This window comes from Stenotrophomonas sp. GW821-FHT02D01, from assembly GCF_059421765.1.
Genome location: NZ_JBWKVP010000009.1, coordinates 102,349 through 114,805, shown reverse-complemented (window position 1 = coordinate 114,805; position 12,457 = coordinate 102,349). Strand labels below are relative to the sequence as shown.

Sequence of the window (12,457 nt, the reverse complement as noted above, 5' to 3'; positions counted from 1 at the left end):
ATGCCCCTGCACGAGACCTATATCGTCGATGGCATCCGCACCCCCATCGGCCGCTACGGCGGCGCGTTGTCCGGTGTGCGCGCCGACGACCTCGGCGCGATTCCGCTGAAGGCACTGCTGGCGCGCCACCCGCAGCTGGACCCGGCGCTGGTGGAGGATGTCTACCTGGGCTGCGCCAACCAGGCCGGCGAGGACAACCGCAACGTTGCCCGCATGAGCCTGCTGCTGGCCGGCCTGCCGGTGAGCGTGCCGGGCAGCACGATCAACCGCCTGTGCGGTTCGGGCCTGGATGCGATCGGCACCGTGGCCCGTGGCATTGCTGCCGGCGAGCTCGGCCTGGCCATTGCCGGCGGCGTCGAATCGATGTCGCGCGCGCCGTTCGTGATGGGCAAGGCAACCTCGCCGTTTGCCCGTGACCAGCAGATCGAAGACACCACCATGGGCTGGCGCTTCATCAACCCGCGCCTGCGTGAACTGCACGGCGTGGAGACCATGGGCCAGACCGCCGAGAACGTGGCTGAGCGCTACGGCGTCAGCCGCGAGGACCAGGATGCGTTCGCCCTGCGCAGCCAGCAGCGAACGGCCGCCGCGCAGGCGCGCGGCTTCTTCGACGGCGAGATCGTGGCGGTGGACGTACCGGGCCGCAAACGCGGCGAAATCGTGACCGTCGACCGCGATGAACACCCGCGCGGCGATACCACCGCCGAAGCACTGGCCAAGCTGAAGCCGCTGTTCCGCCAGCCGGGCACGGTGACCGCCGGCAACGCCTCGGGCATCAACGATGGTGCCGCCGCGCTGCTGCTGGCCTCCGGTGCGCAGGTGCAGGCGCTGGACCTGACCCCGCGCGCGCGCATCCTCGGCTTTGCCAGTGCCGGCGTGGAGCCGGCGATCATGGGCATGGGCCCGGTGCCGGCCAGCCAGAAGCTGATGGCACGGCTGGGCCTGGCCATCGACGATTTCGATGCCATCGAACTGAACGAGGCCTTCGCCTCGCAGGGGCTGGCCTGCATGCGCCAGCTGGGCCTGGCCGACGATGCCGTGCAGGTGAACCCCAACGGCGGTGCCATCGCGCTGGGCCACCCGCTGGGCATGAGCGGCGCGCGCCTGGCGCTGACCCTGCTGCGCCAGCTGGAGGCCAGCGGTGGCCGCCGTGGCCTGGCCACGATGTGCATCGGCGTGGGGCAGGGCGTGGCCCTGGCCATCGAGCGCGTGTGAACCATCCCCTGATTCCGTAATCTCAAGACAGCTGCGGCTTCCGGGCCGCTCGCCAACAGGAGTACGCCATGAGCGATCCCACCCCACTGCGCGGCTACCGCAAGCCGTACCCCGGCAGCCAGCCGCCGCGCATCCACCTGCCGTACGCCTCCACCGCGCTGCGCGGCCCGGGAACCGACCCGATCGCGATCCCGGTGACGCTCTCGGAAGTGACCGGCCCGAGCATCAACCGCATCACCCTCGGTGAGCATGCCGCCGACCTGACTGCCGGCTTCCCAGGCCAGCCGCAGGGTGAGCGCATCATCGTCAGCGGCCGCGTGCTGGACGAGAACGGTCGCCCGGTGCGCAACACCGTGGTGGAGGTATGGCAGTGCAACGCCGCCGGCCGTTACCTGCACAAGGGCGACCAGCACGACGCGCCGCTGGATCCGAACTTCAAGGGCACCGGCCAGGTGCTGACCGACAGCGAAGGCCGCTACCGCTTCACCACCATCAAACCGGGCGCGTATCCGTGGCGCAATCACTACAACGCCTGGCGCCCGGCACACATCCACTTCTCGCTGCATGGCGAAGGCATCGGCCAGCGCCTGGTCACGCAGATGTATTTCCCCAATGATCCGCTGCTGGCGTTCGATCCGATCTACAACTGCGTGGACGACGCCAAGGCGCGGGAGCGCATGGTGTCCTCGTTCGATTGGGAAAACACTGCCAACGAATTCGCGCTGGGCTACCGTTTCGACATCGTGCTGCGCGGTCGCAAGATGACCGTCTGGGAGTAACACCATGAGTTTCCAATCCACTCCATGGCAGACCGTGGGCCCGTACTACCGCCTGGGCCTTGAACCGCTGTACCGCACCGACATCGCCCCGGCCACCGCGCAGGGTGAGCGCGTGGAAGTGCAGGGCCAGGTGTTCGATGGCAATGGCGTGCCGGTGTCCGATGCCGTGCTGGAAATCTGGCAGGCCGACGCGCAGGGCATCTATGCCCATGGCGAAGACCCGCGCCGGGACGACCACGACCCGGCCTTCGACGGCTGGGGCCGCGTGCCCACCGACGACCAGGGCCGCTTCGCCTTCACCACCGTCAAGCCGGGCCGCGTGCCGGGCCTGCGTGGCGAGCCGCAGGCGCCGCACCTGGTGGTGCTGGTGTTCATGCGCGGCCTGCTGCAGGCCACCCGTGCACGCATCTACTTCAGTGACGAAGCCAGCAACGCCGAGGACGGCATCCTCGCGCTGGTGCCGGCCGAACGCCGCCACACCCTGGTCGCACAGGCGCAGGGCAAGGGCCTGTACCACTGGGACGTGCGCATGCAGGGCCCGGACGAGACGGTGTTCTTCGCATACTGATCGCGGCGCGCCCGACGCGCCTTCCGGCCACTCCACGCCCGCGTGCGGCGGGCGCGGGTAAGCTGTGATTACCCAGGATGGACTGCACCGATGAGCCACTTCCCAACGCTGCTGGGCGGTCTGTTCGGCGACCCCGCCGTCGACGCCGTGTTCCGCGATGAAGCACGCCTGCAGGCGATGCTCGATGTCGAACGCGCTCTGGCGCGCGCGCAGGTGCAGTGCGGGGTGATTCCCGCAGCCGCGCTGGCACCGATCGAAGCGGCCTGCAGCGCCGATCTGTATTCGTTGCCGGCGCTGTCGGCAGCCACCGCACTGGCTGGCAATCCGGCCATTCCACTGGTCAAGGCACTCACCGCGCAGGTCAAGGCGAACGATGCCGAGGCCGCGCGCTGGGTGCACTGGGGCGCCACCAGCCAGGACATCATCGATACCGGCGCGGTGCTGCAGCTGCGCGCGGCAGTCAGCCAGGTGCAGGCGCGGCTGCGCGTGCTGTGCATGGCGCTGGCGCGGCTGGCCGAGGCCGAGCGCGGCACCGGGCTGCCCGGACGCACGCTGCTGCAACAAGCAGTGCCGGTGACCTTCGGCCTGAAGGCGGCCGGTTGGCTCGACGCCCTGCAGCGCAGCCAGCGCAGGCTGGATGCGTTGGCCGCAGACACGCTGGTGCTGCAGTTCGGCGGTGCCGCCGGCACCCTGGCCTCGCTGCAGACGCGCGGGCTGGACGTGGCCGAAGCCCTGGCTGCCGAGCTGCAGTTGCCGCTGCCGGCGTTGCCCTGGCACACCGCGCGTGACCGCATTGCCGAGTTCGGCAGCGTGTTCGCACTGCTGACCGGCAGCCTCGGCAAGATCGCCACCGACATCGTGCTGCTGATGCAGTCCGAGGTGGCCGAAGCCTTCGAGCCGGCGGGCGAGGGCAAGGGCGGTTCCTCGGCAATGCCGCACAAGCGCAATCCGGTGGGTTGCGTGGCCGCCATTGCCGCCGCCACACGCGTGCCGGGCCTGCTGTCCACGCTGCTCACTGCCATGCCGCAGCCGCACGAGCGCGCAGCAGGCCAATGGCACGCCGAATGGGACACCGTGCCGGAGATCGTGCGTCTGTGTGCGGGCAGCCTGGCCCAGGTGGATGTGGTGGTGCAGGGCCTGCAGCTGGACCGCGAGCGCATGCGCCGGCACCTGGACAGTCACGGCGGCCTGCTTTACGCCGAAGCCGTTGCGGTCACCCTGGGCGAGCGCATCGGCAAGCCCGCCGCGCATGCCCTGGTGGAACAAGCGGCCAGGCAGGCGCTTGCGCAATCGCAGCACCTGCGCGTGGTGCTGGGGCAGATGCCCGAAGTCACCGCGCAGCTTTCCGCCGCACAACTGGATGCCCTGTTCGCCGCAGACAGCTGGCGCGGCATGGCCGATACCTGGATCGACCGCGTGCTCGCGCGCGGCTGATCCTACGTTCAACGCTGGAGCACGCATGCCATTCCTCGACCTTCCGCAGCATCGCCTGCACTACCAGACCGAGGGCCGCGCCGACGGGCCGTGGCTGACCTTCTGCAATTCGCTGGGTACCGACCTGGGCATGTGGCAGCCGCAGGTGGATGCACTCGCCTCGCAGTACCGCATCCTGCGCTATGACCGTCGCGGCCATGGCCAGTCCAGCACGCCGCCGGGGCTGTACAGCGTGGCCGAACTGGGCGCTGATGTGCTGGCCCTGTGGGACCACCTCGGCATCGCGCGCAGCCATTTCTGCGGGCTGTCGATCGGTGGCCTGACCGGGCAGTGGCTGGGCGTGCATGCTGGCAATCGCCTGCGCACGCTCACGGTGGCTGCCACCGCAGCGAAGATCGGCACGCTGGACGGCTGGCAGGCGCGCATCGCCCAGGTCCGGCACGATGGCCTGTTGCCGCTGGTCGATGGCACCCGCGAACGCTGGTTCACCGCCGCTTTCGCGCAGACCCATGCCAGCCAGGTGGAAGACATCCTGCAGCGCTTCCTCGCCACCAGCGTGGCTGGCTATGCCGGCTGCTGCAACGCCGTGGGCACGGCCGACTTCCGTGATGCGCTGGGCCGCATTGGCGTGCCGCTGCTGGCCATTGCCGGAAATGACGACCCGGTGTGCGCTCCGGCCGAGCTGCAGGCAATCGCCGACGGCGTGGCCCATGGCCACCATGCCGCCGTGCCGGGCCGCCACATCTGCAACCTGGAATCACCGCAGGCGTTCACCTCCGCACTGACCGCGCATCTTTCGGCGCAGCACTGATCCCGCACAACAGGTAGACCACGATGGACGAACAGGAACGTTACGAAGCCGGCCTTGCGGTGCGCCGCCAGGTACTGGGTGAGGCACACGTCGAACGCTCGCTGCAGGCGCGCACCGAGTTCACCACCGAATTCCAGGAATTCATCACGCGCACGGCGTGGGGCACGGTGTGGACGCGCGAGGGCCTGCCGCGGCATACGCGCTCGCTGCTGACCATCGTGATGATGGTGGCGCTGGGCCATGACGAGGAGTTCAAGCTGCATATCCGTGCCGCCCGCAACAACGGCGTGACGCCGGAGGAGATCAAGGAAGCGCTGCTGCAGGCCGCGATCTACTGTGGCGTGCCCGCGGCCAACCATGCGTTCGCGCTGGCCAAGCCGATCCTGGAAGAGCAGTCCGCAGAGCGCTGACGCCGAACATCCGCCGGGCATGGCCCGGCGCTACCAGCGCGCGGCCCCGGTAGCGCCGGGCCATGCCCGGCGGCTGCACCTCAATTCAACAACGTCCCCAGCCGCTGTGCGGCCTCGCGCAGGCGCGGCAACAGCTGGGTCTGCATCACGCCCAGGCCGATACGGCCCGCCTGGGTGCCGATGTTCAGCGCGGCCACCACATCGCCGCTGCGCGAACGCACCGGCACGGCGATCGAGCGCAGGCCGATCTCCAGTTCCTGGTCGACCAGCGACGCGCCTTCGCGGCGCACCTTTTCCAGCAGGTCGAGGAAGTCATCCATGCGGGTGACCGTGCGTTCAGTACGCGGCCGCAGCGGGTTGCGTTCCAGGTAGCCTTCCAGCGTGTCGCGCGGCAACGAGGCCAGCAGCACGCGGCCCATCGAGGTGCAGTAGGCCGGCAGGCGACTGCCTGCGCGCAGGCCGATCGACATGATGCGTACGGTTTCCGCGCGCGCCACGTACAGGATGTCATCGCCATCGAGCACGCCCAGCGAGCAGGATTCGTGCACGGCATCGCGCAGGGCATCCAGCACCGGTTGTGCAGCAGCGGTCATCGACGACGACGCGACATAGGCGCCGCCCATGCCCAGCACGCGCGGCAGCAGCACGTAGCCGCGGCCCTGTTCTCCCACGTAGCCGAGCTTTTCCAGCGTGTACAGCACGCGCCGAACCGCTGCACGGGAAATGCCGGTATCGCTGCTGATCTGCGACATCGTCACTTCGCGCGGGTGCTGCGAGAACACGCTCAGCACGGCCAGGCCGCGGCCGAGCGACGTCATGAAGTCCGGATCGCCCTGGTTGTCCTGGATCTGCTGCATCAGCTCATGGGCCAGGCCACGATCCTGCGGTGGGGCAGGGGGGCGCTTGGGTCGACGGCTGGGAGGAACGGCAGGCATGGCAGCAGCTTTCATCGGGTTCGACCTCGCATGGTAAGGGCTCGAACCAGCAACCGGTACCCACGCGGCGCAGCCTGCGAGGCTGCGCCGCGTGGCGCCGGTCACTTGCGCTCGGGCAGCGCGTAGGCGATCACGTAGTCGCCACGGTCCGGTGACTGGCGTGCGCCACCGGCGGAAATCACTACGTACTGGCGACCGGTCTTCGGCGAGACGTAGGTCATCGGCGTGCCCTGGCTGCCAACCGGCATGCGGGCCTTCCACACTTCCTCGCCGGTGCGGCTGTCATAGGCGCGAAGGTAGTAATCCTGCGTACCGGCGAAGAACAGCAGGCCCGACTGCGTGGCCAGCGAACCGCCCAGGGTCGGCATGCCGATCGGAATCGGCAGGCCCATCTTGATGCCCATCGGCCCGGTGTCCTTCACCGTGCCCACCGGCACCTGCCAGACCAGCTGGCGGGTCGCCAGGTTGATCGCCGACATCGTGCCGAACGGCGGTTTCTGGCAGGGAATGCCCAGCTTGGACAGGAAGCGGTCGCGCAGCGAGCCGTACGGCGTGCCGGTCTGCGAGGCTGCACCCATTTCCACGCCACCGTCGCCGCTGGTCATCTGCGCGCGCGGGATCAGCTTGGTCCACAGGCCCAGGCGCATGTCATTGACGAACAGGTAGCCGGTGGTGGGGTCGACCGAGGCGCTGCCCCAGTTCATGCCACCCAGCGAACCGGGCCACTGCAGCGCGAGGTCTTCGCCCGGCGGCGTGTACATGCCGTCGTAGCGGAACTGCTTGAACTGGATGCGGCACAGCATCTGGTCGATCGGGGTGGCGCCCCACATGTCCGACTCGGTCAGCGTCTGCGCGCCGATCTGCGGCAGGCCCACCGACAGCGGTTGGGTTGCGGCATAGCGTTCGCCCTGCGCATTGCCCTGCGGCGCGGGGATGTTGCGCACTTCGCTGATCGGCACGCCGGTCTGGCGGTTGAGCATGAAGATCTGCCCGGCCTTGGTGATCTGCAGCAGGGCCGGCAGCGTGCCGCCCTTGCCGTCGGGCACGTCGGTCAGGGTCGGCTGCGCCGGCAGGTCGTAGTCCCACAGATCGTGGTGCACGGTCTGGTAGACCCAGCGCTCCTTGCCGGTGGCCACGTCCAGCGCAACAACCGCCGAACTGTACTTGTCATCCTGCGGGGTGCGCTCGCCGGCCCACTGGTCAGGGGTGGTGTTGCCGGTGGGCAGGTAGACCAGGCCCAGCTGCGGGTCGTAGGCCATCGAGGTCCACACGTTCGGCGTGGCGCGCGTGTAGTGGATCGACGGATCCAGCGGCACGTCCGGGGTTTCCCTGGAAAGATCCCAGACCCAGGCCAGTGCGCCGGTGCGCACGTTGTAGGCACGCACCACGCCGGACGGCTCACCCACTTCGATATTGTCGGCCACGCGGCCACCGACCACGATCAGTTCGCCCGCCACCAACGGTGCGGCGGTGAGGGTGTAGAAGCCCGGCTTGATCTCGCCCATGCCGGCCTTCAGGTCGACCACGCCGTTGCTGCCGAAGTCCGGGCACAGCGCGCCGGTCTTCGCATCCAGCGCGAACAGGCGCGCATCGATGGAGGTCATCAGGATGCGCTTCCCGCACAGCGCCGGGCCCGTGCTGGCCGCTTCGGTGGCCGGCAGCGGCGCGGGTGCCGGAGCGGCTGCAACTGCAGCAGACGGTGCCGTGGTTGCGTCGAAATAGCCCAGACCGCGGCAGCGCTGCCAGTTCGGCGCGGTGGCTTTGGGGTCGAAGGCCCAGCGCTGCTTGCCGGAATCGGCATCGATGGCGATCACCTGGTTGTGCGGGGTGCACAGGAACAGGGTGTCGCCGATCTGCAGCGGGGTGTTCTGGTCCTCGGCACCGAAACCGTTGCTTTCCGGCACATCGCCGGTGCGCGCCGTCCAGGCAACCTGCAGTTCCTTCACGTTGGCCGGGGTGATCTGGTCCAGCGCGGCAAAGCGGGTGCCGGCGGTGGTGTTGCCCCAGTGCATCCAGTCGCGCTGTTCAGCGCCCTTGGCCACCGGCACCACCGGCGGCGTCGTGCCCTGCGCGGTCTGTACCGGGCGCGGCTGGAACGCCGACACCGCAGTGCCCAGCAGGCCAACCAGCAGCACGGCGGCCACGCCATAGGCGCCGCGACCGGCAACCTGGCCTCGGCTGCGGCGCAGCACCGGCCACGCCAGGGCGACCAGAAGGGCCAGCACCGCCGGCATCACCAGCCGCGATACCAGCGGCCAGAAATTCCAGCCGGCATCCACCAGCGCCCACAACAGCGTGGCCAGGAAGGCCAGGCCGTACAGCAGCGCACCGTTCGGCCGGCGCATCGCCAGCAGTACGCCGGCTACCGCCGACACCGCACCCATCAGCAGGAAATACCAACTGCCCCCCAGCTGCACCAGGCGTACACCGCCGACCAGCAGAGCCAGGCCGAACAGGGTCACCAGGATGCCGAGCAGGACCACCAGCACACGGCACAGGGCCGGAACTCTCGTCGTCTCGTCCACGTTGCATGAACCTCATTGCGAAAAACCCGCGCGGAGGCGGGGAAAGCCCCGCGCGCGCCAAGCGTGGCGGGGGCCAACGGCATCCCGGGCGGCTGCGGGCCGTGACGGCGGGCAGGCGTCGGCCTGCTTATGACGCAGGCTGGGTGAATGACCGGTTAGGGCGATTATCGCACGCATGTGCGATTTTGGCGTGATGCCCCACGGCGCCATCGGTGGAACGCAGCGGCGCAGTGGTGCCGGGAACGGGCAGGGCAGGGGCGAACCGGTTACCCTATGCCGCCATACAAGCTGGTAGCTGCAATGACCGACGCCACAGTGGCCGTCCCCGCCTGGGCCTCGCGCCTGCGCGACATCGCTGATTTCCCGAAGCCGGGCATCCTGTTCAAGGACATCATGCCGCTGCTCGCTCACAGCGAGGACTTCCGTGGCGCGGTCGTGGCGATGGCCGATCGCTGGCGCGATCAGAAGCTGGACGCGGTGGTCGGCATCGAATCGCGCGGCTTCATCCTCGGTGCGGCCATGGCGCTGGAACTGGGCGTGGGCTTCGTGCCGGTGCGCAAGCCGGGCAAGCTGCCGGGCAAGGTGCTGCGCGAGGAATACACGCTGGAATACCGCAGCGACTGCATTGAAGTGCATGCCGACGCGCTGCCCGCAGGTGCGCGCGTGGCGATCATCGACGACGTGCTGGCGACCGGCGGTACGCTGGTGGCTGCGTTGTCGCTGGTGCGCCGCCTGGGCGTGGACGTGGTCGGCGCCGGCGTGCTGGTCGAGCTGGACGGCCTGGGCGGCCGTGGCCGCTGGGAAGCGGATCTTCCGCTGCACACCGAACTGGTGTTCTGATTGCGTCGCCGGGCATGGCCCGGCGCTACCCACGGCAAGCAGGTAGCGCCGGGCCATGCCCGGCGGATGTCCTGCCCGTTACATCATCCGCACGCGGAAACGACGGCCCTTGATCTTGCCCGCTTCCAGCTTCGCCACCGCCTTGTTGACCTGCTCGCGGGCGATCGCCACGTAGGAGCGGGTCGGGAAGATCGCGATCTTGCCGATGTGCTTGGCCGACAGGCCCGCGTCACCAGTCAGTGCGCCGAGGATGTCACCGGCGCGCAGCTTGTCGGTCTTGCCGCCATCGATCCGCAGCGTGCGCATTGCCGCCTGCGGCAGCTCGGCCGGGCGCGAGGTCGCCAGCGGCGTCTTCTGCCAGTCCAACGGCTGGCCCATCTGGGCTTCAACGGCGTCGGCACGAGTCTTCTCGCGTCCGGCCACCAGGCTGATCGCCAGCCCGCTGGCGCCGGCACGACCGGTGCGGCCGACGCGGTGCTGGTAGCTCTCGACGTCGGTCGGCAGCTCGTAGTTGATCACCGCGGCCAGTTCTTCCACATCCAGCCCGCGTGCGGCGACATCGCTGGCAACCAGCACGTTGCAGCTGCGGTTGGCCAGGCGCAGCAGCACTTCCTCGCGGTCGCGCTGCTCCATGTCGCCATGCAGGGCGAGCGCGGAGAAGCCGAACTGCTGCAGCGAGTTGGCCACTTCGTCCACGTCCTTGCGGGTGTTGCAGAAGACCACGGCCGATTCGGGCGTGTACTTCAGCAGCAGGCCGGCCAGTGCCTTCTGCCGGTGTGCCGGTTCGACTTCGCAGAACAGGTGGCGGATGGCCGGGGCCTGGTCGGCGCCTTCCACGGTCACTTCCACGGCATCGCGCAGCAGGTCGCGGGCCATGGCGCGGATGGTGTCGGGGAAGGTTGCCGAGAACAGCAGGCTCTGGCGATCGCGGTGGGTACGGCCGGCGATCTCACGGATCGGTTCCTCGAAGCCCATATCGAGCATGCGGTCGGCTTCATCCAGCACCAGGGTGCGCACGGCGCCCAGATTCAGTGCGCGCTTGCGCGCCAGTTCCTGTACGCGGCCGGGCGTGCCGACCACCACGTGCGGATCGTGGCTTTCCAGCGATGCCAGTTGCGGGCCCAGCGGCGTGCCGCCGGTCAGCAGCAGCAGCTTCAGGTTGGGGATGCCGGTAGCCAGCTTGCGGATCTGCTTTGCGACCTGGTCGGCCAGCTCGCGGGTGGGGCACAGCACCAGCCCCTGCACGCGGATCAGGCTGGGGTCGATGGATTGCAGCAGGCCAAGGCCGAAGGCGGCGGTCTTGCCGCTGCCGGTCGGGGCCTGGGCGATCACATCGCGGCCATCAAGGATGGCGGGCAGGCTCTGCGCCTGGATCGGCGTGAGGGTGGTATAGCCGAGGGCATCCAGGCCGGGCTGCAGGGCCGGGCTCAGCGGCAGGGTCGAGAAATCAGTCATGGCGCATTGTACCTGTGCGCGCGCCCGCTCCCGCCGTCGTTCACGATTGTGGGGGCGCCTGGTAGCAGCCGACCTTGGTCGGCACCTTGGCCGAACGTCTTCTCAGCCCAGCCCGATGGCCACCAGCCGCGCAGCCATCGCCTGCAACTGCTCCCGGCTGGCCGGTTTTCCAGCGACCCGGGGCTCCAGCAGCAGCTGGTGGAACCACGGGTTGGCGTGCCGCGTGTCGACGTCGAACGAGCAGGTCGCCTGCGCGCCCATCACCGCTTGAACGATCTCGACCAGCGTGTCTTCGGCTTCATCGACATTGCCCCGCCCATATCGATCATCCAGCAGGCGCAGCGGGATCTGCAGCAGGGCGGGGGAGACTGGCATGCCTCAAGTCTAACGATCCACGTTGCCCTCAGCCCAGAACCGCCAGCACACCCTGGTGGATCGCCAGGCCACCCACCAGCAACCAGGTGAACAGGATCGATGCCAGCAGCAGCGGCTTCAACCCGGCCTGGCGCAGCGCGGACACATGGGTGGTCAGGCCCAGCGCGGCCATCGCCATGGCCAGCAGCACGGTATCCAGCTGCACCAGCCCGGCCTGCACATCCGCCGGCAGCAGATGCAGCGAGTTGATCCCGGCAACCGCCACGAAACCGAACGCGAACCACGGCACCACGATCCGGGCCTTGCCACCGTCCGCCACTGCCTTGCCACCACGCGCCAGCCACAAGGAAAGTGCGATCAGGAACGGTGCCAGCAGCATCACCCGCACCATCTTGGTGATGACCGCGGTATCGGCGGCTGACTCGCCCACCGCACGTCCGGCAGCCACGACCTGTGCCACTTCATGCACGGTGGCACCGGTGAACAGGCCGTACTGCCGCGCGTCCATCGCAAGCCAGCCGTGCGACTGCACCAGCGCATACAGCGCCGGGTACAGGAACATGGCCAGCGTGCCGAACACCACCACCGTCGATACCGCTACCGTCACCTGCGCAGCACGGCCGCGCACCACCGGCTCGGCGGCCATCACGGCGGCCGCACCGCAGATCGCGCTGCCGGCACCGATCAGCATGGCGGCCTCGCGCTCCATCTTGAACACCCGTACACCCAGCCAGCACGCCAGGCCGAAGGTGCTCGCCACCACCAGCACGTCCATCAGCACGCCGGCGACGCCGACGTGGCCGATGTCCTGGAAGGTCAGCCGCAGGCCGTACAGCACGATGCCCGCACGCAGCAGCCAGTGCTTGGAGAAGCCCACGCCCGCCGCGCTGGCAGGGGCCAGTCGCGGGTACACGGTATTGCCGACCACGATGCCGGCGACGATGGCGACGGTCAGCGCACTCAGGCCATGCGCCTGCAGCCAGGGCAGCTCGGCCAGGTACAGCGACGCCGCCGCCACCAGGCCGACCAGCAGCAGGCCGGGCAGGCGCGGTTGCCAGCGTTGGCGCAGGGCGGGCAGGGACCAGGCGGACAGGGCAGGCGCGTTCATGG

At 69.1% G+C, this 12,457-nt stretch carries 12 protein-coding genes; 7 read left to right on the top strand and 5 right to left on the bottom strand.

Annotation, left to right across the window (positions count from 1 at the left end):
* From pcaF to pcaC, 6 genes are all read left to right on the top strand, one after another.
* Nucleotides 1-1,215: a 3-oxoadipyl-CoA thiolase gene (gene pcaF / locus AC07UW_RS16680; protein ID WP_495212463.1), complete on the top strand. Its 1,215-nt coding sequence runs from the start codon at nt 1-3 to the stop codon at nt 1,213-1,215.
* Between the two features lie 68 nt (nt 1,216-1,283).
* Nucleotides 1,284-1,994 carry a protocatechuate 3,4-dioxygenase subunit beta gene (pcaH, locus tag AC07UW_RS16675; RefSeq protein ID WP_032977592.1) on the top strand — a complete coding sequence of 237 codons (711 nt, stop codon included), beginning with the start codon at nt 1,284-1,286 and terminating at the stop codon, nt 1,992-1,994.
* A gap of 4 nt (nt 1,995-1,998) precedes the next feature.
* Entirely contained in the window at nt 1,999-2,562 is a 564-nt protein-coding gene (pcaG, locus tag AC07UW_RS16670) for a protocatechuate 3,4-dioxygenase subunit alpha (protein WP_025875085.1), read from the top strand.
* A 90-nt stretch (nt 2,563-2,652) separates the two neighbouring features.
* Complete coding sequence (locus AC07UW_RS16665) at nt 2,653-3,996, top strand: 3-carboxy-cis,cis-muconate cycloisomerase (protein ID WP_309910773.1); 1,344 nt, start codon at nt 2,653-2,655, stop codon at nt 3,994-3,996.
* A gap of 25 nt (nt 3,997-4,021) precedes the next feature.
* On the top strand, nt 4,022-4,807 hold the full coding sequence (gene pcaD / locus AC07UW_RS16660; protein WP_495212462.1) for a 3-oxoadipate enol-lactonase: 786 nt from the start codon (nt 4,022-4,024) through the stop codon (nt 4,805-4,807).
* Between the two features lie 23 nt (nt 4,808-4,830).
* Entirely contained in the window at nt 4,831-5,217 is a 387-nt protein-coding gene (gene pcaC / locus AC07UW_RS16655; RefSeq protein ID WP_218789137.1) for a 4-carboxymuconolactone decarboxylase, read from the top strand.
* Between the two features lie 80 nt (nt 5,218-5,297).
* Here the strand turns inward: pcaC and AC07UW_RS16650 are convergent, their stop codons facing one another.
* Together AC07UW_RS16650 and AC07UW_RS16645 are read right to left on the bottom strand one after the other, a co-directional pair.
* A complete protein-coding gene (locus AC07UW_RS16650; protein WP_093819840.1) occupies nt 5,298-6,152 on the bottom strand; it encodes an IclR family transcriptional regulator domain-containing protein in 855 nt (284 codons plus the stop codon).
* A gap of 101 nt (nt 6,153-6,253) precedes the next feature.
* The gene (locus AC07UW_RS16645) at nt 6,254-8,677 is read right to left on the bottom strand and encodes a membrane-bound PQQ-dependent dehydrogenase, glucose/quinate/shikimate family (protein WP_495212461.1); all 2,424 of its coding nucleotides are present in this window, start codon (nt 8,675-8,677) and stop codon (nt 6,254-6,256) included.
* 300 nt (nt 8,678-8,977) lie between these two features.
* Here AC07UW_RS16645 and AC07UW_RS16640 point away from each other — a divergent pair, with 300 nt between their 5' ends.
* Complete coding sequence (locus tag AC07UW_RS16640) at nt 8,978-9,517, top strand: adenine phosphoribosyltransferase (RefSeq protein WP_223494882.1); 540 nt, start codon at nt 8,978-8,980, stop codon at nt 9,515-9,517.
* A gap of 78 nt (nt 9,518-9,595) precedes the next feature.
* On the opposite strand, the gene dbpA is transcribed toward AC07UW_RS16640, so the two are convergent.
* From dbpA to AC07UW_RS16625, 3 genes are all read right to left on the bottom strand, one after another.
* Nucleotides 9,596-10,972, bottom strand: coding sequence for an ATP-dependent RNA helicase DbpA (gene dbpA / locus AC07UW_RS16635; protein ID WP_495212460.1), 1,377 nt, complete (start codon nt 10,970-10,972; stop codon nt 9,596-9,598).
* A 102-nt stretch (nt 10,973-11,074) separates the two neighbouring features.
* Nucleotides 11,075-11,347, bottom strand: a complete 273-nt coding sequence (locus AC07UW_RS16630; protein WP_223494884.1) for a hypothetical protein — start codon at nt 11,345-11,347, stop codon at nt 11,075-11,077.
* Nucleotides 11,348-11,375: 28 nt separating this feature from the next.
* Nucleotides 11,376-12,455, bottom strand: a complete 1,080-nt coding sequence (locus AC07UW_RS16625) for a YeiH family protein (RefSeq protein WP_495212459.1) — start codon at nt 12,453-12,455, stop codon at nt 11,376-11,378.
* Nucleotides 12,456-12,457 lie beyond the last annotated feature (2 nt).